This is a genomic window from Sphingobium soli, from assembly GCF_020782245.1.
GTDB lineage: Bacteria > Pseudomonadota > Alphaproteobacteria > Sphingomonadales > Sphingomonadaceae > Sphingobium > Sphingobium soli.
Window position 1 is genome coordinate 43,653 of sequence record NZ_JAJGNP010000004.1, and the last position, 20,936, is coordinate 64,588.

The following is a 20,936-nucleotide window of genomic DNA, read 5'->3' on the forward strand; positions in this document are numbered from 1 at the left end:
GCGCAATGCTTATTTTTTCGGCGCTCGAAACATGGCTGGAAACGGAACGCGAGCAGGTTGGGCTTTGGGCGCCTGTCGGGCTCGGCGCGGGCATCGTTGCCTGGTTCTGGCTACTCGATCCTGCACAGTGGCTTGCCTTTTGCTGCTTCGCGCTGGGTGTCGCGGCGCTGGCTGCTTTGTCGCCCGGATCGGGACGGTTGCGCCATATCGTGATGGCTGGGGCCTTGCTGGCGACGATCGGCTGCCTTTTGATATGGGGGAAGGCGACGTTGCTGGGGCAACCGCCGCTGGGGCGCGCGACCTTCGTCGAGATGACCGCGGAAGTTCGGTCCGTTCGGCCGGTGCCCGCGCGGAATATGGTGCGCGCCATGCTGCGGCCGATCGATGCGCCTGGCTTGCCTGTCACGGTGCGCGTCAACATTCCGTCCGAGGATGTTCCCAAGGGTCTGGGCGAGGGCGCTGTTATACGGTTTCGCACCCGCCTGATGCCACCAGCGCCGCCCGGCGTGCCGGGCGCTTATGATTTCGCGGCGCGAGCCTATTTCCAGGGTATCGGCGCGACGGGAAAGGCGTTGAGGCCGATCAGGGTGCTGGCGCCGACGCGCGAAACTCCACCGCTACGCGCACGGTTGTTTGCACACATAGTGGATCAGGTCGAAGGGCCGGCTGAAGGCATAGCTGCGGCGCTAGCCACCGGCGATCAGGGGGCGATCAGCGATGCCGATGCCGAAGCGATGCGGCGTAGCGGCCTCGCGCATCTGCTGTCGATCAGTGGCTTGCATGTCACCGCAGTGATCGGCGCGGCCATTTTCCTCTTGATGCGGGTGATGGCGCTTAGCCGCAGGGCCGCGCTCGACTGGCCACTCATGCTGATCGCAGCGGGTGGGGGCGCCTTGGTTGGTATCGGCTATACCTGGCTGACCGGCGCCGAGGTGCCTACGGTGAGATCCTGTATTGCCGCCCTGCTTGTTCTGGGCGGGCTCGCGTTGGGCCGCGACGCGATCACACTGCGGCTGGTGGCCACGGGCGCGCTGATCGTCCTGTTCTTCTGGCCGGAATCGCTCGTCGGACCGAGTTTTCAAATGAGTTTCGCGGCGGTGACGGCGATCGTCGCATTGGCTGAGCATCCTCGATTTCGCGCCTTCGCCGCCGCACGAGAAGAGAATTGGTCGTGGAAACTGACGCGGGCGTTGGCGGTGACGCTGGCGACGGGGCTGGTCGTTGAATTGGCGTTGATGCCGATTGCTTTGTTTCATTTTCATAAGGCCGGCCTGCTGGGGGCGTTTGCCAATCTGATCGCCATTCCGCTCACGACCTTTGTCGTCATGCCATTGGAGGTGCTGGCGCTCCTGTTCGATCTGATCGGACTGGGCGCGCCCTTCTGGTGGCTGACGGGCCATGCGCTCGATCTGTTGCTGGCCGTCGCCCATGGAGTGGCCGCAAGCCCGTTTGCGACGCTGCTGGCGCCGGCCATGCGACCGGGGCTGTTTGCCTTGGTCATCGTCGGGCTGCTCTGGTGCCTCCTCTGGCGCACGCGATGGAGATGGCTTGGTTTGCCGCCGGTCCTTGTCGGCGTCGCTTTGGTGCTGGTCGCGGCCCCGCCCGATCTGCTGGTGACGGGGGATGGACGGCATGTTGCGGTCCGATCCGGGAGCGGCATGGCGATCCTGCGCGATCGGGCGGGGGACTATGTTCGTGATACGCTGTCGGAAAGCGCCGGTTACGAAGGCGACCTCAGCGCTATTGCGGACCTGCCGATGGCGCGTTGTTCTACTGACCTTTGCGCCCTGGACATGCACGATCCGGCTGGGCGGACATGGCGTTTGCTGCTGACGCGCAGTGACATGCTGATCGACCGGCCGGCCTTTGCACCGGCATGCGCGCGCGCGGATATCGTGATCAGCGATCGTCGCCTTCCGCTATGGTGCCGCCCGCGCTGGTTGGGGATCGACCGGCAGCTCCTGGCGCGAACGGGCGGCCTGTCGATCAGCCTGGAAGAAGGCGAAGTTCACACCGTTCATCGGCCAGGCGATGCGCATCCCTGGATCGTCAAGTCCCGGATGCGAAAACGCCGTCCTTCCCGTCAGTTATAGCGGCGTAACAGGCCCGCGAGCTTGCCCTGAATACGCACCTGACGCGGATCGTAAACCTGCGGTTCGTAAGCCGGGTTTGCCGGGTCCAGCCGCACCCGCGCACCGTCGCGTCGGAAATATTTGAGCGTGGCTTCATTGTCATCGATCAGGGCGACGACGATCTGTCCTTCACGCGCGACATCGGTACGCTGGATGAGCGCGAAATCACCATCGAGAATGCCCGCCTCGACCATAGAGTCGCCGGACACTTCCAAGGCATAATGATCACCCGAGCCAAGCAAGGCGGCTGGAACAGACAACATCGTCTGCCCCTCCATCGCCTCGATCGGAACGCCAGCCGCGATCCGGCCATGCAAAGGAATTTCCAGAACATCATTGGCTGCGATCGGAATGGGTGCCGCCGCCTTCGCCGCCAGGGCGACCGGCGGGACAGGGGCGCGATGCATCGCGTCGGGAAGCTTCAACACTTCAAGCGCGCGGGCGCGATTGGGCAAGCGCCGGATGAAGCCACGCTCTTCCAGCGCGTTGATCAGACGATGGATGCCGGATTTGGATCGCAGGTCGAGCGCGTCCTTCATCTCCTCGAACGAAGGCGAAACACCGCCTTCTTCCAGACGGTCGTGAATGAAGCTCAGCAATTCCTGCTGCTTGGGCGTCAACATCGCTGCGATCCTTCTTTGGAACGAATAAGGAACGCATAGGAAACACATGGAGATTAGTCAAGCGTCGCAAACCTTGACGACACAGTCATGTGGATCACCAATTCAAAGAGGAAGAATTGTGACGCGATCGCCGGGCTGGGCGGGCGGGGATTGGGCGGGGCGCAGGATCAGGCAATCCGCCTTCGCCATCGCGGCGGTGGCGGCGCTGTCCTGGGACGTCACCGACACGACGCCGTCGATTCCACGCCATGCGCGCAGATAGTCGTCACGATCCCCGGTCGCGGGCAGGGGCGAAGCCAGCGCGGCATCCGTAAGGAAGGGCAGCGGGCGCCCCGCACCCGACAGATGGCGCACCAGGGGAAGCAGGAACAATGCGCCCGTCACGAACGCCGACACCGGATTGCCGGGAAGGCCGAGAAACAAGGATTTGTCCAGCGTTCCAGCCATCAGCGGCTTGCCCGGCCGCATGCGGATCTTCCAGAAGTCGAGCGTGCCGCCCGCCGCCGCAAAAGCGGGACGAACCAGGTCATGGTCGCCAACGGACGCTCCCCCCGTTGATACGATGATGTCCGCCTGCGTCGCACGGACAAAAGCGGCTGTCATGGCGTCGAGATCGTCCGAAACGATGCCAAGGTCCATCACGTCGCACGGCAGGTCGGCGAGCAGCGCGGCCAGCATGGGTGCATTGGAAGAGGGCAGCATGCCGGGCGGCGTGTCGGCCCCCGGAGGCACCAGTTCGTTGCCGGTCGACAGCAGTGCCAAGCGCGGACGGCGATGCACCGCCACGCGGCCGTGGCCGCCAAGGACCGCGAGCGCGACCTGAGCAGCGCCTAGGCGCGCGCCGCTGTCCAGCAACAGGGTTTCGCGCGCGAAATCGGATGCCCGCGCACGGATGTGGCGACCGACCGGCAAGGGATCTGCGCTGGCCATGAGCAAGTCGCCATCGCGTGTGGCGTTTTCCTGGATCAGGATGGCGTCGGCCCCCGGCGGCACCGGCGCTCCAGTAAAGATGCGCAAGGCCGCTCCTGCCGAAATCGGCGCGGGCGTCGCACCGCCGGCTGTGCTTTCGCCCGTCACGCGCCAAGGCCCCGGATACTCGGCCGCGCGCACGGCATAACCATCCATCGCCGACAGATCGGCCCAGGGCTGGTCGCGCAAGGCAATCAGATCCTGCGCCAGCCAGCGGCCGACAGCCTCGCCGATCGGCACCGTCTCCGCCGACAGCGGTTCTGCAAGAGCGAACAAGCGGGCCTGCGCCTCTGCGACCGGCAGCAGGCTCATTCCGGTCGCCGCCAATCGCCCGACTTGCCGCCGGTCTTCGCGATCAGCCTGACGTCGCGGATGACCATCGCCTTGTCCAGCGCCTTGGCCATGTCGTAAATGGTGAGCAGAGCGACGGACGTTGCGGCGAGCGCCTCCATCTCCACGCCGGTTTGGCCCGCCGTTCGTGCTGTCGCCTCGACCGTGACGCCATGATCGTCGAGCGTAAAATCTACGGTCACTGCGCTGAGCGCGATCGGATGGCACAGCGGGATAAGGTCGGCGGTCTTTTTTGCCGCCATGATGCCCGCCACGCGCGCGACCGCCAGCACATCGCCCTTTTTCACCAGGCCCTCGGCTATCGCCCGCGCGGCCTCACCGCTCATGTCGATCCGGCCTGCAGCGATGGCTTCGCGCGCAGTGACGGCCTTGGCCGACACGTCGACCATGCGGGCAGAGCCGTCAGTGTCGAGATGCGTGAGGCCGCTCATGCCCCGGTCAGCAGCGTACGCGTGGCCGCTTCGACATCGGCTTGCCGCATCAGCGTTTCGCCGACTAGGAAACAGCGGACGCCATGGCCGGACATGGCGACAAGATCGTCATGACTGCCAAGCCCGCTTTCGGCGACGAAGGTGCAGCCTGCCGGCGCCTTGTCGACCAATTCATAGGTGCGCGCAAAGTCCACACTGAAATCTCGCAGGTCGCGATTATTGACGCCGATGAGACGAGAGCGCAATGCCAGGGCGCGCTCTAGTTCGGCCTCGTCATGCACCTCGATCAACGCGTCCATGCCAAGGCCCAGCGCGGCATCCTCTATCTCGCGCATGAGGCCGTCATCCAGCGCGGCGACGATGATCAGGATGGCGTCCGCGCCCAGTGCCCGGCTTTCCAGCACCTGCCAGGGATCGATAATGAAATCCTTGCGCAGCACCGGTAGCGCGCAGGCGGCGCGAGCGGCGACCAGATAGGCGTCTGCCCCCTGAAAATAGGGTTCGTCGGTCAGGACGGACAGGCAAGCCGCGCCGCCGGCCGCATAGGCGGCGGCATGAGCCGGCGGATCGAAGTCGGCGCGGATCAACCCCTTGGACGGGCTGGCCTTCTTGACCTCCGCGATGAGGCCGAAGCCTGATAGAGAGGCTGCGTCCAGCGCGCGGCGAAATCCGCGCGGCGGCGTCTGCTCGGCGGCGCGCGTCTGAAGGCTGGCGATGCTGGTCGCCGCTTTTCTCCGAGCGACCTCCTGGCGCTTGACGTCGCAAATTTCGATCAGCTTGTTGGTCATGTATAGGCAATCCAGCAATTCAAAAGCGCATTGGCAAGGCCACGATCGAGCGTTTCGGCCGCTTCCTCCAGCCCCTCGCGCAGATCGGCGGCAGCGTCCGCCACCACCAGCGCGGCGGCGGCGTTCAGCAGGACGGCATCGCGATAGGCGTTTCTCTCGCCCTGAAGCAAGGCGCGCAGTGCCGCGGCATTATAGGCCGCATCGCCGCCACGGATTGCCGAGACGGGATGGGTGGGCAACCCCAGATCGGCCGCATCGATGCGGTGCATGGCGACCAACGCATGGTCCCTCACTTCTGCCATGTCATTGCCGCCTCCGAGCGACAATTCGTCCAGTCCTTCGTCACCCGATACGATCATCGCCCGGTCAACGCCGAGTTCTGCCAAGGCCTGCGCATAGATGGGCACATAAGCGGGCCGGGCAATGCCGACCAGTTGGCGACGGACATTGGCCGGATTGGCGAGCGGCCCCATGAGGTTGAAGATGGTGCGCTCACCGATGGCGCGGCGAATGGGACCAAGCCGTTTGAGTGCAGGATGATAATTTTGCGCGAAGAGGAAGCCGATGCCCAGGTCCGCCAGCGTCGCTTCGGCGGTGGCGGCCGCCCGGTCAAGGTCGAGGCCGAGCGCTTCGAGCGTATCGGCCGCGCCGGCCTTGGATGAGGCTGCGCGATTGCCATGCTTGGCGACCGGCACGCCCGCTGCGGCGACCACCAAGCTGACGGCGGTCGAAACATTTAGCGTGTGGTGTCCATCGCCACCGGTGCCGCACACGTCGATTGCGCCGGCCGGCGCGCCGACCGGGATCATGCGCGCGCGCATGGCGCGGGCGGCGGCGGCGATTTCCGTCGCCGTTTCGCCCCGCCGCGCCATTGTTACCAGAAATGCCGATATGTCCTCGTCCAGCAGGTCGGCATCGAACAGCAGGTCGAAGGCGATCGCGGCGGCTTCACCGGACAGCGGCGCGGAAGGATCGGGCAAACGGGTCATGATGCCTCGCCTTAATCAGCGCCGGCACGGTAAGTCGAGGGGCAAGGCGGGCGCGCCACGCTTTTTGCGATACCCGCCTGTCCGATCAGGCGGCTTCGCGTCGCCGGACGGGCAATCCGGCCAGCGTCAGGAAATTTGCCAGCATCGCATGACCATGTTCGGTGGCGATGCTTTCAGGATGGAACTGGACCGAATGGATCGGCAGGCTGGCGTGACGAAAGCCCATGACCGACCCATCCTCGCTGGTGGCGTTGACGATCAGGCTGCCCGGAATATCCTCGACGATCAGCGAATGGTAGCGGGTGGCGGTAAAGGGGGAGGGCAGGCCCTGGAACAGGCCCGTGCCATCGTGGCTGACCGGTGATGTCTTGCCATGCATCAACCCGCCACGCACCACCTTGCCGCCGAAATGCTGGCCGATGGCCTGATGGCCCAGGCAAACGCCCAACAGCGGCGCGCCCGCGTCGGCGCAGGCTGCGACAAGGTCCAGGCTGACACCGGCTTCATTGGGCGTGCAAGGGCCAGGTGACAGGAGGAAAGCCTTGGCGCCGCTGGAAAGCGCCTGGCCGGCCGAAATGGCGTCGTTGCGGACGACCTCCACCCTGGCGCCCAGTTCCATCAGATAATGGACGAGGTTCCAGGTGAAGCTGTCATAATTGTCGATGACGAGGATCATGGAAGGCTTCTAGCGGCTAAGCGCCATGGTGGAAAGATGTCTGGGCGCAAGAGCTTGTTGCGCGGAGCGCTTGAAGAATCATTTGCTTGCGCCCATATGCACAGCTGCCGGGTTCGCCCGGCTATGGTGATAAAGTGTGTCGTATAATAGACGCAGCGGACCCGGGGGCAGTACCCGGCGGCTCCACCACCTCCCTCGCTTCGCGGGGAAGATGACGGGGCCGAACTAGGATCGACGTGTGTTGAAAAGCGATGCTTTTACCCGGCCCGTGTACGCCGTTAAACTGTGCAAAACTCACAAGTGCCAACGATAACGAAGCACTCGCCATTGCAGCGTAATTGAGGGCCTCACGGCCTGACATTACTCTAAAATAGCGCGGTTGAACCCACCGGGCAACAGAAGGGAATTCAGCGGCACCCGGAGGCGCCGGGCAACAGAAGCCTCCGGACCTTTCCCAACCACCGGTCATTTTGCTGCGCGGGGTCTCTAGCCCGGCCGAGGCATAGGTCGTGCTGTGTCAAAGCGATTCGCGCCGGGCAGAATTCAGCGTGCTAATTCGATTACGCTTTTATGACATAATAGCGTAAAATTTCTAATGCTTTGATTTTCCTGAAAACAAACTCATTGCGATACCCATGCAGCCTGCTTGCGCCATTGTCATCTAGATGAAATAATCCTGGCTATATTGGGAAGTTTTTTTTGGGAGACGAGAGATGTTCAAGGCCGCAATCATGTTTGGGGTTTCGCTGGTCGTGGCGGGGCCGGCCATGGCACAGTCCGCTCCCGATAGCCTTGTCGTTCTTGGCGTGCAGGATGGCAACCTCGCTGCGAACGCGATTGCGTCTGGGCAGTTCGACGCCGCGATCGAGCGGCTGGAGCCGATGTGGCCCTACAGCGCCAACGACCCGGCGCGTCTGATCAACCTGGGCAACGCCTATGCTGGTGCCGGCCGCATGAAGCAGGCGCGCGAAGCCTATCGCTCCGCACGTTTCGCGCCGGAAATGATGCTCCTGCTGGCCAATGGCGAGGAAGAGTCGTCGCGCGTGATTGCACGTCGCGCCATGGGCCGCCTGAACCCGAGCTTCGCTGCCCGCTGACGGCGCGGCCCGGTCAAAGGCCGTTCATGAGGGGAGGGTGCCGTCCTGCGGGATGGCGCCCTTTTTTTCGCTCCACTTTTTGGCAATGTCTTTTTCCTGACATGATTGTCATGCGTCCGTCATATCAAAGACGCTCCATTGTCATCGAAGCGGAATGAGCCTGTCACTTGCCCCCCCTAGTGCCCCGCAAAGAGGGCGACAGGGGGCGTTGTCCGATTCGTAAATTCCCCTGCGCTCCGCAGTTCCACAACGCCGGTAAAGCCGGAGCGGAGATGACATGGCCAAGATTAACCGTATCCACACGATCCTGATGGCGAGCTGCGCCTGCGTAGGTCTGAGCGCCTGTGGCGCTGACGACATTGCTTCGCCCGGCGAAGGCACCATCGTCATCCCCGCGCCGACGCCTACCCCGACGCCCACGCCGACGCCTACCCCGACGCCCACGCCCACCCCGACGGCGGTGACGCCCGCGGCGAGCTGCCCGTCGATCGCTGGCCCAAACCAGCTGAATGACCTTGGCACCATCACCGACGGCACCAACACCTGGCGCAATTGCGGCTTCCCGACGCGTTTCACCGCGACGACGGCGATCGCCAAGGCCACCGGCGTGATCTATTCGCTGCCCGGCCGCGTCGATGTCGGCACCGATCAGGGCGCCGGCACGAGCAACACCGACGTCACGCTCAACATCGATCCGGGCGTCGTCGTCTTCGCCAGCACGGGTAACGCCTATCTGGCGGTCAATCGCGGTAACAAGATCAATGCCGTTGGCAGCGCCACCGCGCCGATCATCTTCACCAGCCGCGAAAACGTCACCGGCGCCGCCACCGATCAGTCGTCGGGCCAGTGGGGCGGCATCGTGCTGCTGGGCCGCGGCAAGATCACCGATTGCCAGGCGCCTGCCGCCGCGCCCGGTACGACGGCGTGCGAGCGTGACACCGAAGGCACCAGCAACGCCCTGTATGGCGGCGCGAACGACGCCGACAGCTCTGGCCGCCTGTCCTATGTGCAGATCCGCTATTCGGGCTTCGTCCTGGCCGACGGCAAGGAATTGCAGGGCCTGACCCCCTCGGGCGTCGGCACCGGAACGGTCATCGATCATATCCAGGTCCACAACAGCTCGGACGACGGCATCGAAGCCTTCGGCGGCTCGGCCAACATGAAATATCTGGTCCTGACCGGTAACGAAGACGACAATCTGGACACCGACGTCGGTTTCCGCGGTACGGCGCAGTTCCTGATCTCGGTCCAGCGCGCCAACAACAATATCGGCGATACCTTCCTGGAAACCGACTCGAACGGTTCGACCAGCAACAGCAACGCGAGCGAAGACGCCCTGCCGCGCCAGTATCTGAAGGTCGCCAACTTCACCCACATCCAGCGTTCGAACACTGGTGACGACGGCGCGTCCATGCTGCTGCGCGGCGGCGCCGACCTGGCGCTGGTCAACGGCATCATCGTCAGCCCCAACCAAAGCTGCCTGCGCATCAACAGTGCCGCGACCGTTCGCGACGCCGACGATGCTCTTCAGGATGCCGGCAAGCCGCGCTATATTTCGGTGGTCATGCAGTGCAACAGCGAGCCGTTCAAGGGCACGGGCGGGGTAGAGGCTTCGGTCGTCCAGTCGATCTTCGAAGCTGGCCCGAACAGCAGCATCAACTACACGCCGTCGCTGACCAGCCTGTTCATCAACGGCGCGACCGAAACCGCGGTGACGGCAACCGATCCCAAGACGATCGACAGCGCCTTCGCAACGACCAACTATGTCGGTGCGGTCAAGGACAGCAGCGACACCTGGTATGCCGGCTGGACCTGCAATTCCGTGACCGCCAGCTTCGGCAGCGCCAGCGGCAACTGCACGGCCATTCCGACGACCTGATCGGCACCTGACCTCAATAGGGGCGGGGGAGCGTGAATCGGCGCTTCCCCGCCTTTCTTGCACACTGCATATTCCCAAAGGGGGACCCCTAGCATGTCGAAGCCGCTGACCTTGGCGCGCCTGCTCCTGATTTCCACCGCGCTGGTCGCTCCCGTGGCGATGGCGCAGACCGACACCAGTTCATCGTCCGCCGGCGACGCCGGCCTCTCGACGACGCCCAGCGCCGCCGATGAAGCCGCCGCCCAGTCGGGCGACGTCGATGTTTCCATTCCCGGTTCCGACATCGTCGTCACCGGTCGCCGCACCAGCAACATCTCGCAGGCGGCGCCGCAGGTGGTGAACGTCCTGTCGGCGGCCGACATCAAGCGCACGGGTGAGGGTGACATCGCCGGTTCGCTTCAGCGCGTCACTGGCCTGTCCGTGGTGTCGGGCGGCTATGTCTATGTCCGCGGCCTTGGCGATCGCTATTCGCTCGCACTGCTCAACGGTTCGCCGCTGCCCAGTCCCGAGCCGCTCAAGCGTGTCGTGCCCCTCGACATTTTCCCGACCAGCGTGATTGCGTCGACTTTGGTGCAGAAAAGCTTCTCGGCCAACTTCCCCGGTGAATTTGGCGGCGGCGTGATCAACTTGACGACCAAGGCGATCCCGACCGAATCCTATCTGGAAATCGGCGTCGGAAGCTCCGCTAATACCGAAACCTCGGGTCAGCTTGGCTATACCTATTATGGCAGCAAGTCGGACTGGACCGGCTTTGACGACAGTTCGCGCGACGTGCCGCCGCTGCTCAAGGATGCCTTTGGCGCGGGCGTGCCCTTCGCCAACATCGATCGCTCCGACCAGCAAGCGATCGCCATGCAGTTTTTGAACAGCAAGACGTCGGTGCTTCAGCGCACCAACAGCCTGCCGTTCAACTTCTCCGGCTCGATCAACGGCGGCACGGCGTTCGACGTTGGCAGCGATGCGCGGGTCGGCATCATCGCCACGGCGGGATATAGCAACAAATGGCGCACGCGCGACAACTTGCAGCAGGCGTCGCTGACTGTCGAAGAAGGCGCGGGCAAAAGCTATAATCAGGTCGTCACCGACAATCAGGTCACCGTTAACGGACTGCTGGGTGTCGGCGTTGAGTGGGGCGAGCAGAAGCTGCGCTGGACCAACCTCTATATCCGCGACACGCTCAAGCGTGCCTCGCTCGCTATCGGCCAGAATGACGGCCAAATTCAGGGCGCTGATTATCTGACCCAGCAGACCGCCTGGTATGAGCGTCAGCTGATCGACACGCAATTTGTCGGCGAATTCAAGTTTGACGATGCGTTGAGCCTCGATGTGCGGGGCGGCTATGCCAATTCGCAGCGCGAAGCCCCCTATGAACGCGAATTCGTCTATGTCCGTTCGAACCGCGATCTGGACATTGATCCGGTGGGCGACCGCTTCATCAATGCGCTCAATCGCCAGCGTGGCGATGCATCGGTCACGTTCAGCGACCTGAACGAAGACCTGTGGTCGGGCGGCGCGGACCTGAGCTACAAGATCGCGCCAAGCTTCACCGTGACGGCGGGCTATGCCTATACGGATACGAAGCGTACATCGTCGCGCTATGAGTTGCATTTCGATGCCGTGAACCTGCCCGTGCCGGTGCAGCAGTTGCGGCCCGATTATCTGCTGTCGGATGCGACCATCCAGCTCTACGATCTTGGCCTTCTCGACTTTTCCGGGCCATATCCGGTCTATGACGCCGCGCTTCGCGTTCATGCCGGCTATGGGCAGGTAAAGGCAGAGCTGTTCCCGGGCCTCAGCATCGATGCTGGCGTCCGCTACGAAAATGGCCGCCAGTCGGTGACGGGCGTCGACGTCTATTCGACCGGCGAGACGCCGTTCAACCAGGTCAAGAATGACTATTGGTTGCCGGCCGTCACGCTCACTTACGACGTGGGCGGCGGTTTGCAGTTCCGCGCCTCGGGGTCCAAGACGATCGCTCGTCCGCAGTTCCGCGAACTGATCGCCCAGCCGTTCATCGACACCGAATCCAACCGCTTCTATCGCGGCAACCCGTTCCTGCAGGACAGCGAATTGTGGAACGCCGACATTCGCGCGGAATGGTATATGGGGCGCGATGAGAGGCTGACGGCGTCGGCCTTCTACAAGAAGATCGACAATCCGATCGAAACCTTCACGACCATTACCGATACCTATGCAGTGACCACCAGCTTCGCCAATGCGCCGGAAGCGACGCTGTACGGCTTTGAGGTAGAAGCGCAGAAATATATTCCGCTCGACGGGATGGATTCAAACTTCTTCCAGACCCGCCGCGTGGTGCTGATCGGCAACTACACCTACACCCAGTCGGAACTGAAGGTGAGCGATGGCGACACGACCATTCCTTACACCTACACCACCGGCGACCTGCCGGCCGCGTCCGACTATTTCGTCGACGGCGCGCCGTTGACGGGCCAGTCGGATCATCTGGTCAACGTCCAGATCGGGCTTGAGGATACGGACAAGCTGTCGCAGCAGACGCTGCTGCTCACCTATGCAAGCCCTCGCGTCACCAGCCGCGGTCCGAACCTGCAACCCGATATCAAGGAAAAGCCAGGCCTGACGCTGGACTTCGTCGCCCGTCAGGGTGTGACGCTGCCGGGCGGCATCAACAGCGAATTCAAATTTGAGGCCCGGAACATCACGGGCCGCAAATATCAGGAATTCCAAGAGGCCGGCGGCACCAAGATATTCTATAACCGCTACAAGATCGGCACCACGATCGCCGCGTCGTTGACGGTGGCGTTCTGAACCTTGCCAGTGGGGGCTGATCGCCCCCCGGATCGTGCGGCCGGCCCGTCATTCGACAGGCCGGCCGTTGCGATTCTGGAACGACGCCCCGGGTCCACGCGTCCTGCTATGCATCCGCCCCCTTGCGGCGTATGATGGAGGATCTATGGGCCGCGAAATCGAACTCAAGCTGGACCTGTCGGACGATGGCGCCAGCCGTCTGTCGCAATGGGACATGCTGCCTGAGCGCGAGGATGTCGCCCGTCTGCGCGCCATTTATTTCGATACGCCCGATACGCAACTGGCGAACAAGCGGATCAGCCTGCGGATTCGCCAGTCCGGGCGGCGCAGGGTGCAGACCGTCAAGGGCGACGGGTCGGCTGCGGGCGGGCTGTTCACGCGTCAGGAATGGGAACGACCCGTCCGGTCGAACAGGCCAGTGCTTGATGCGCAAACGCCAGTGCGGGACGCATTGGGCGAGGCTGTCGACCAGATCGAGCCGATGTTTGAAACCGATATCGAACGCATGCGCTGGCAGATCGAAGAGGGCGATGCGAAGGTGGAGATGGTGATCGACCGGGGCGTGGTGCGGGCGGGTGCGCGCGAAGCAGCCCTGTGCGAGGTCGAACTCGAACTTGTCGCTGGCGCACCTGCCGCGCTGTTCGCAATCGCGCGCCGCATAGATGCCGAGGTGTCGGTGCGCCCTGCGGTTCTGAGCAAGGCGGAGCGCGGCTATCTGCTGCGGGGACCGATAAGGGAATCGGTCAAGGCTGAGCCGGTCCTGCTCGACGCCGATATGACGATCCGCGATGCGTTTCTGGCAATCGCGGGCGCATGCTTGCGCCATTATCGCCGCAACGAGTCGCTGTTGCTGACCGCATATCGAGAGCGGGCCCTGCATCAGGCGCGTGTTGCGGTGCGCCGGTTGCGCAGTGCGCTGACCCTGTTCAAGACGGTGCTGCTGGAGGCAGACGTCGCACGCTTTCAACAGGAGTTGCGCTGGCTGGCGGCGTTGCTGGGCGAGGCGCGCGATCTGGATGTGCTGCACGGGCGGTTGGACCCCGTTGCCCAGGCGGCGATTGCGGAGGCGCGCGCGGAAAGCCATGCGCGGGTGCGCGAATGGCTAGAATCGGCGCGCGTTCGCGGCTTGCTGCTGGATATTGCCGAATGGCTGGCGCTGGGGGCGGGATGCAGTGGTGCATCGGATGCGTCGGTGGCGGATTTCGCGGCCAGTCGCCTTAAAAAACTACACAAGCGAGTCGCCAAGGGGGGAGATGATCTGACGAGGCTGCCGTCGGATTTGCAGCACAAGGTCCGTAAAGATGCCAAGAAGCTGCGCTATGGCTCTGAATTTTTTGCGGGTCTTTATCGGGACAAGCCATCGCAGAAGGCGCATGGCGCGTATGTCAAGGCGCTGGCCAAATTGCAGGATCGTCTAGGCGACCTTAACGATCTGGCAACGGCGCCAGCGCTGTTCGCACGCTACCATCTGCCCGATAATATCGGGTTGGATATCAAATCGGAGAAGCAACTGCTGCGTAAGGCGGGCAAAGCCCATGACCGCTTCGCGCAGGCTCCGCGTTTCTGGCGCTAGGCATCAGCCCCAGGGCCGCTCGCGATACCATTTGGTGATGACATGCTTGACCCCGCTGCGCACTTTCATGCCGTGATGGATGCTGGCTGGGTTGGGCGCGCCTGATGGCAGGCGGTTATTCCACGCCAGAAGCTTGCCGGTTTCGGGTTGAACCGTCTTGCCGATGCGGGTGAAGCGTGTGGCGCCGCCGGCGGTGGGCTGATCAAGATAGAGCATCACCGTCCATGTGCGATTGCCGGCCACTGCACAGTAACGGTCGAAATCGGCGCCCTTAGGATCGAAATAATCGGTATGGGCCTTGAACTCCTGCCCCACGGCATAGCGCTGTCCCTGAATGGGTTCGCCATGTTCGGTCGCGATTCCCGTGAACGCGTCGAGGCGCGCATTGACTGCCGCGACGAAGGGATCGCCATGATCGAGATCGCATGTCTCGCTCGTCCGGAAATAACCGTCGCCATTATGATCGGCGATGGTTGACGGACGGCGTTGCGCATCGATCCGGTCGATCAGTCCCGCACAATCGCCCGCGCTCAGAAAGTCACGCAGGATGAAAAGCGCGAGATCCCTGTTGGGGACTCGTTGAACACGAGGATGTGCCGCAATCCAGGCCGGATCGGCGTCAACGCCGGCAGGCGCGGGCGGTGAAAGGGTCTCTGGGGTCATGGAGCCTCGTGTCGATGACATGCCTTGATGGTCGCAAATGTTGACCTTCAGCCGTAGAAATGCTCTGCATGCAAGCCTGTCATAATAAAGCAATATAACCGTCATTTTGATGTAAAGCGCCGCGCCTAGCAGGCTCGCATATCTCGGGGGGCTTGTCGGACATCATGCGCGTTGCGGTAGGTGACAGGATTGACCGTTGGCGGCGGGCGCGGCCTGTTGCCCGCGGTATAGACTGGCTTGGTCTTCTGGAAAAGACATTGCTGGTCGTTCTGGCGCTATTGCTGGTGCGCCTGGTGTGGGCGGTCGTGACCCCGGTCGGCAGCTTTGGACCATGGGAGGGACGTCAGGCTCAGCTATTGTCGCCCCAGGCACGTGCGCTGTTGTTTGGAAGCTTCGATCCCTTTTTTCGCGCTGAAGCGCCGGAGCAATCGGGCGGTGTGGTCACTTCCCTGGCGCTGACGGTCTATGGCATACGCCTGAACGAGGGCTCGGGCCTGGGGTCCGCCATCATCGCTACGCCCGACGGCGTCCAGAACAGCTACGCTGTGGGTGATGAGATCATGCCCGGCGTGGTGCTGAAAGCCGTGGCGTTCGATCATGTCACGATCGATCGCGGCGGAGCGGAGGAACAGGCGTTTCTCGATCAGTCGACATCGGCAACAGACGCTGAAGCCCCACCGGCCGGCGGCGCGGGGTGGACCAGCGCCGCCCCGCCGCCTCCGGCAGCGCCTGGAGGCGGCTTGACGGCTGATATGCTGAAGCGCGACATCGGTTTTGCCCCCCGCATGGAAAATGGCCGGGTGACCGGCCTCGTCGTGGCGGCCAAGGGACCGGGCTTCGCTACCGCAGGCTTCCGTCCCGGCGATATCGTGACCCAGGTCAACGGCCAGTCGGTCGGCGACCTGCAAAGCCTCCAGAACCAGATCGCGCCCGGTGCGCGCCTGTCCCTGACCGTCGAGCGCGGCGCGGCCGTCGCCTCGGTCAACCTCATAGTGCAAGGCCAATGACCCGCAAACTTCTCCTCTCCGCCGCCATGGCCCTCGCTTTGGCGACGCCGATCGCGTCTGTTCGGGCGCAACAGACGCTCAATGTGCGCGACGCCGACATTCGCGCTTTCATTCAGGATGCGGCGCGGGTGACGGGCCGCACCTTCATCATCGACAACAAGGTGCAGGGGAAGGTGTCGGTCGTCACCGACCGGCCACTCAGCCGATCGGAATATTTCGAGATTTTCCTGTCGACCTTGCGCGCTAACGGGCTGGTGGCCGTGCCTGCGCCGGGCGGCGCCTATCGCATCCAGCCGGTCGATGGCGCAGCGGGTCAGCCAAGCGGCGTCGGCCGCGCCGCCAACCGCAACAGCTTCCTGACGGAAGTGTTTCGCCTCCGGTCGATCGACGCGGCGAGCGCACTGGAAACCCTGCGCCCGCTGGTCAGCAAGGAAGGGTCGGTCACGGCCAACCGCGCCGGCAACAGCGTGGTCGTCGCGGACTATGCCGACAATGTCGCCCGCATCCGCCAGGTGATCGCCCGCATCGACCGCGACACTGCCGCCACGCAGATGGTGGCACTCAAGAACGCCGGCGCGCGGGAGATCGCGACGTCGCTTCAGGCCTTGGTGACGAATGGCGGCGGGGGCGAGAATGCCGCGCCGTCAGCCGCGACCGTAGTGCCGATCGACAGCAGCAATTCGGTGGCCATTCGCGGTGACGCCGGGACGGTGGCCCGGCTCGCCAATATGGCGCGCGAACTGGACCGCCAGGCGGCAAGCGGCACGGAAATCCGGGTCTACTGGCTGGAGCATGCCGATGCTGAAAAGCTGTTGCCAGTCTTGCAGCAATTGGTGGGGCAATCGACCAGCGAACCGGTAACATCTGCAACGCCCGCGTCGGGCGGGCAGGGCGGCGCACCCGCGTCCCAGGCCGCCGCACCCGTCGCGGCGTCTTCGTCCGCATCCTCGTCCGGCGGCGGCATCAATACGCGCGGCCCGGCAATCGTGACTCGTTATGAAGGTGCGAACGCCATCATCGTCGCCGCCAACAGCGATGTGCAGCGTATGCTGGGCGAAACCATCCGCCAGATCGATACGCGCCGCGAGCAGGTGCTGGTGGAAGCGATCATCGTTGAAATCAGCGATGCCGCCGCCAAGAAACTGGGCGTGCAGTTCCTGATCGGCAGTACCAAGACCGGGTTTGCCGCGACCAACTACAGCAATGCCTCGCCCAATCTGCTGACGCTCGCCGGGGCCTATGGCGCGAATCAGCTGGGTACGACGACGACGACGGTGGTGGCGCCTGACGGCACCCGTACCACCACCGAAGTGCGCGAAAATAGCGACCTTGCCAGCACGCTGCAACAAGCGGCGATCAACAGCCTGCAAAGCGCGACCGGGGCAATTGCGGGCCTGGGCGGCAGCATCGGCAGCAATGGCATTTTCGGCGCGATCATCAATGCGGTGAAATCCGACACCGAAAGCAACCTGCTCTCCACGCCTTCGGTCATGACGCTGGACAATCAGAAGGCGTCGATCCTGGTGGGGCAGCAAGTGCCCGTCACCACTGGTGAGGCGCTCAGCCAGAATTTCGACAACCAGTTCCGCACGGTCCAGCGCCAGGATGTCGGCATCAAGCTGGAGGTTAAGCCCCAGATCAATACCGGCGGCGCAATCAAGCTGTTCCTGCGCCAGGAAGTGTCGAGCGTGGCCGGACCGGTCAGCAACGATAACAGTGACCTCATCATCAACAAGCGCGAGATCGAAACGACGGTGACCGTCGATGACGGCGAAATATTGGCGCTGGGCGGCCTGCTCGACGACAATGAGCGCAAGACGATCGAGCGCATCCCGCTGCTATCGGACATTCCGGGCATCGGCGAGCTGTTTAAATCGCGCAGCCGCAGCCGGACGAAGACCAACCTCATGGTCTTCATCCGCCCGACCATCCTCCGGTCCAAGGAAGATGCGCAGAAGCTGACACAGCAGCGCTACGGCTATATTCGCGGCATGCAGTTGCAGCGCGATCCGGACTCCGAGCCGACGATCGACGAGCTGGTCCGCGATTATATGGGCGCAGCGCCCCCGATTGCGCCGCCGCAGCCCGGCGATATGGTGGTACAGCCGCAGGCAGGCGTGCAGCCCGACGTCATCGAACCCACCGTCCGTCAGTCGAGCGGCGTGGTGCGCCCGGTCGAAATCCCCGCGAGCGGAGAGCAGCGATGAGCGAATTGGAGAGCGTCGAGGCCGCGATCCCATCGCCGCCGCGGCCGATCGACATTCCCTATGTCTTTGCGCGCAAGCATGGCGTCGTCCTGCTGCCGCAGGAGGGTGATCGGATCGTGATCGCGGTGCGGGCGGGCAGCGATCCGCGCGTCCTGCTGGAAGTGCGCCGTCATCTGGCGCGCAGCTTCGATGTGCGCTTTGTCGAGCCATCCGAGTTCGACCGCCATCTGTCCAACCATTATGCGATGGAGGGCAGCGCCGCTGCGATGGCAGGATCGCTTGAGGTGGGGGCGGATGAACTGGACATATTGGCGGCCGACATTCCCACCGCCGACGATTTGCTCGACAGCGCGGACGACGCCCCGGCGATCCGCCTGATCAACGGCATCATCGCCGAAGCCGCGCGGCAGGGCGTGTCGGATATTCATATCGAGCCATATGAAACCGGGCTGATCGTGCGGATGCGCGTCGATGGCGTGCTGCGCGAAACGCTGCGGATGCCGCCGCACGTTGCCCCGGTGGTGGTCAGTCGCATCAAGGTGATGGCGCGGCTCGACATTGCCGAGCGCCGCGTGCCGCAGGATGGGCGCATTGGCCTGACCCTGGGCGGCAAGTTGCTCGACGTCCGTGTGTCCACGTTGCCGAGCCGGGCAGGCGAGCGTGTGGTGCTGCGTATTCTCGACAAGGAGAATGCGGGCATGAACCTGGACCTTCTGGGCATGACGGGTGCGCCCGACCGCATCTTCCGCGAGGGACTGTCCGAACCCAACGGCATCATCCTGGTCACAGGGCCTACGGGCTCGGGCAAGACGACCACGCTCTATGCGGGCCTGCGCCAGCTCAACGATGGCAGCCGCAATATCCTGACGGTGGAGGACCCGGTCGAATATGCGATCGAAGGCGTCGGCCAGACACAGGTCAATGCCAAGGTCGGCCTGACCTTCGCGGCGGGCCTGCGCGCGATCCTGCGTCAGGACCCGGACGTGGTGATGGTCGGCGAAATCCGCGACCGCGAGACGGCGGAGATTGCGGTGCAGGCGTCGCTGACGGGCCACCTTGTCCTTTCGACCGTCCACACCAATGACGCTGTCGGCGCGATCACGCGTATGCGCGACATGCGCGTCGAACCCTTCCTGCTTGCCTCGACGCTGCGCGCCGTCATTGCCCAGCGGCTTGTCCGCCGGCTCTGCCAGCACTGCCGCGAGCCGGTGCAGGCAGACAAGTCAGCCAGCGCGCTGCTGGGCTTCGACCCCGGGACCATCATCTACAAGGCGCGCGGCTGCGATGAATGCAGCGGTTCGGGCTATAAGGGCCGGATCGGCGTATTCGAAGCGATCCGTGTCGACGACACGATCCGCCGCCTGATCAACGACGGCGGGGACGAGTCATTGATTGCGCGCCACGCCTTCCTCAACGCGCCCAATCTGGGATCGGCGGCCCGCGCGCTCGTGCGCGATGGGCAGACCACGGCCGAAGAAGCGATCCGCGTGTCGCGCCGGGACGCGACTGAGGTGGAAACCATCGCCGATGGCTGATTTCGACTATGTGGCGATCGACCCGGCAGGGCGCGAACGGTCGGGCAAGGTCAGGGCCGATACGGTCGATGACGCGCGCGCCCGGCTGGACGCGCGTAAGCTGTTCATTGTGCGGCTGGAGCCTGGAGCGGCAACGAAGGCACGGCAGCGCGCGGGCCTGTCGCTGCGCGCGCCACGGCTCAGCGCCAAGGAATTGACGCTTTTCACTCGCCAGCTTTCGACGCTGATCCAGGTCAGCCCGCTGGAGGAATCGCTGCGCACGATTGGCCGCCAGAGCGAACAGGACCATGTCCGCGCCATCGTCGGCACGGTGCATGGCGGCGTTCTGGAGGGGCGGCGCCTGGCCGACGCGCTGGGGGCCGAGCCACGCAGTTTCCCGCCGCTCTATCGGGCCATGATCTCGGCCGGCGAAAGTTCGGGAAGCCTGCCGACCATCATGGAGCGGCTGTCGGACCTGATGGAGCGGCAGGCGCTGATGCGCTCGAAGGTGCTCACCGCCATCGCCTATCCGTCGGTCCTCGCCACCTTCGCCGTTTGCGTCGTCGCCGCGCTCATGATCTTCGTCGTGCCCAAGGTCGTGGAGCAATTCGATACGGTGGGGCAGGAATTGCCCCTGCTCACCCGCATGGTGATGGGCCTGTCGGCGTTCCTCGCCGGTTATTGGTGGCTCTTGCTACTGCTGCTGACGATAGCGGGCCTGATGTTCTGGCGTGCGCTGAAGGTGGATAGTTTCCGCTATCGGTTCGACGCGACGTTGCTTGGCCTGCCGCTGCTCGGCCGGTTGATCCGGGATCTGCACGCAGCGCGCATGGCGCGGACCCTGTCTACCATGGTGGCCAGCCGCCTGCCGTTGATGGAGGGGCTGTCGCTCACGGCGAACACCGTCCACAACCGGATGCTCCGCCGCGCCTCCGACGACATCGTCGAAGCGATCCGTGGCGGCGGAAGCCTGTCGGCCGCGCTGCGCCGGGCGGGCGTGTTCCCGCCACTGCTCGTCTATCTGGCGGCCAGTGGCGAGAGCGCGGGGCGGCTCGACACGATGCTGGAGCGCGCCGCCGATTATCTGGAGCGCGAATTTGACAGTTTCACTTCAGCTGCTCTGGCCATGCTAGAGCCGGTCATCATCATCCTGATGGGCGGCATCGTCGCCGTCATCATCCTGTCCATCCTGCTGCCGATCCTGCAGCTGCAAAGCCTCACCGGGGCTTGAAGGAGTATATATGCGTTTC

16 protein-coding genes and 1 other RNA gene are annotated in these 20,936 nt (G+C 63.9%); 10 read left to right on the plus strand and 7 right to left on the minus strand.

Translation table 11 applies throughout. The annotated features are described in order from the left end of the window. Positions 1 to 5 precede the first annotated feature (5 nt). On the plus strand, positions 6 to 2,093 hold the full coding sequence (locus LL253_RS06750) for a ComEC/Rec2 family competence protein (protein ID WP_228226667.1): 2,088 nt from the start codon (positions 6 to 8) through the stop codon (positions 2,091 to 2,093). Here the strand turns inward: LL253_RS06750 and lexA are convergent. From lexA to LL253_RS06780, 6 genes are all read right to left on the minus strand, one after another. Continuing rightward, positions 2,084 to 2,755, minus strand: coding sequence for a transcriptional repressor LexA (lexA, locus tag LL253_RS06755; RefSeq protein ID WP_228226668.1), 672 nt, complete (start codon positions 2,753 to 2,755; stop codon positions 2,084 to 2,086). The two genes, LL253_RS06750 and lexA, sit on opposite strands and share 10 nt — an antisense overlap. Positions 2,756 to 2,857: 102 nt before the next feature. Next, complete coding sequence (locus LL253_RS06760) at positions 2,858 to 4,036, minus strand: molybdopterin molybdotransferase MoeA (protein WP_228226669.1); 1,179 nt, start codon at positions 4,034 to 4,036, stop codon at positions 2,858 to 2,860. Next, on the minus strand, positions 4,033 to 4,506 hold the full coding sequence (gene moaC / locus LL253_RS06765) for a cyclic pyranopterin monophosphate synthase MoaC (protein ID WP_228226670.1): 474 nt from the start codon (positions 4,504 to 4,506) through the stop codon (positions 4,033 to 4,035). Before moaC ends, LL253_RS06760 begins: the two co-directional genes overlap by 4 nt. Further along, positions 4,503 to 5,294, minus strand: coding sequence for an indole-3-glycerol phosphate synthase TrpC (trpC, locus tag LL253_RS06770; protein WP_228226671.1), 792 nt, complete (start codon positions 5,292 to 5,294; stop codon positions 4,503 to 4,505). The genes moaC and trpC overlap by 4 nt, the downstream gene beginning before the upstream one ends. Further along, entirely contained in the window at positions 5,291 to 6,283 is a 993-nt protein-coding gene (gene trpD / locus LL253_RS06775) for an anthranilate phosphoribosyltransferase (protein WP_228226672.1), read from the minus strand. Before trpD ends, trpC begins: the two co-directional genes overlap by 4 nt. An 85-nt stretch (positions 6,284 to 6,368) precedes the next feature. Then, positions 6,369 to 6,959 carry an anthranilate synthase component II gene (locus tag LL253_RS06780; protein ID WP_228226673.1) on the minus strand — a complete coding sequence of 197 codons (591 nt, stop codon included), beginning with the start codon at positions 6,957 to 6,959 and terminating at the stop codon, positions 6,369 to 6,371. 66 nt (positions 6,960 to 7,025) lie between these two features. Here LL253_RS06780 and ssrA point away from each other — a divergent pair. The 5 genes from ssrA (at position 7,026) to LL253_RS06805 (ending at position 14,295) form a co-directional block, all read left to right on the plus strand. Next, positions 7,026 to 7,369, plus strand: a transfer-messenger RNA (tmRNA) gene (gene ssrA, locus LL253_RS06785). A gap of 303 nt (positions 7,370 to 7,672) precedes the next feature. After that, complete coding sequence (locus tag LL253_RS06790; RefSeq protein WP_009821699.1) at positions 7,673 to 8,056, plus strand: tetratricopeptide repeat protein; 384 nt, start codon at positions 7,673 to 7,675, stop codon at positions 8,054 to 8,056. A 277-nt stretch (positions 8,057 to 8,333) separates the two neighbouring features. Next, complete coding sequence (locus LL253_RS06795) at positions 8,334 to 9,935, plus strand: hypothetical protein (RefSeq protein WP_228222462.1); 1,602 nt, start codon at positions 8,334 to 8,336, stop codon at positions 9,933 to 9,935. A gap of 93 nt (positions 9,936 to 10,028) precedes the next feature. Next, positions 10,029 to 12,722 carry a TonB-dependent receptor domain-containing protein gene (locus LL253_RS06800; protein ID WP_228226674.1) on the plus strand — a complete coding sequence of 898 codons (2,694 nt, stop codon included), beginning with the start codon at positions 10,029 to 10,031 and terminating at the stop codon, positions 12,720 to 12,722. A gap of 145 nt (positions 12,723 to 12,867) precedes the next feature. After that, the gene (locus LL253_RS06805) at positions 12,868 to 14,295 is read left to right on the plus strand and encodes a CYTH and CHAD domain-containing protein (protein ID WP_228226675.1); all 1,428 of its coding nucleotides are present in this window, start codon (positions 12,868 to 12,870) and stop codon (positions 14,293 to 14,295) included. Between the two features lie 3 nt (positions 14,296 to 14,298). On the opposite strand, the gene LL253_RS06810 is transcribed toward LL253_RS06805, so the two are convergent. Beyond that, positions 14,299 to 14,958: a prolyl hydroxylase family protein gene (locus LL253_RS06810; RefSeq protein ID WP_228226676.1), complete on the minus strand. Its 660-nt coding sequence runs from the start codon at positions 14,956 to 14,958 to the stop codon at positions 14,299 to 14,301. Between the two features lie 164 nt (positions 14,959 to 15,122). Here LL253_RS06810 and LL253_RS06815 point away from each other — a divergent pair, with 164 nt between their 5' ends. Genes LL253_RS06815 through gspF form a run of 4 tightly spaced genes read left to right on the plus strand, consistent with a single transcriptional unit; the run spans position 15,123 to position 20,917 of the window. Next, positions 15,123 to 15,965: a type II secretion system protein N gene (locus LL253_RS06815; RefSeq protein ID WP_228226677.1), complete on the plus strand. Its 843-nt coding sequence runs from the start codon at positions 15,123 to 15,125 to the stop codon at positions 15,963 to 15,965. Beyond that, positions 15,962 to 18,172, plus strand: coding sequence for a type II secretion system secretin GspD (gspD, locus tag LL253_RS06820; RefSeq protein ID WP_228226678.1), 2,211 nt, complete (start codon positions 15,962 to 15,964; stop codon positions 18,170 to 18,172). The genes LL253_RS06815 and gspD overlap by 4 nt, the downstream gene beginning before the upstream one ends. After that, on the plus strand, positions 18,169 to 19,707 hold the full coding sequence (gene gspE, locus LL253_RS06825) for a type II secretion system ATPase GspE (protein ID WP_228222468.1): 1,539 nt from the start codon (positions 18,169 to 18,171) through the stop codon (positions 19,705 to 19,707). The genes gspD and gspE overlap by 4 nt, the downstream gene beginning before the upstream one ends. Next, positions 19,700 to 20,917 (plus strand): type II secretion system inner membrane protein GspF, encoded by a 1,218-nt coding sequence (gene gspF, locus LL253_RS06830; RefSeq protein ID WP_228226679.1) that lies wholly within the window; start codon positions 19,700 to 19,702, stop codon positions 20,915 to 20,917. The genes gspE and gspF overlap by 8 nt, the downstream gene beginning before the upstream one ends. Positions 20,918 to 20,936: the final 19 nt, after the last annotated feature.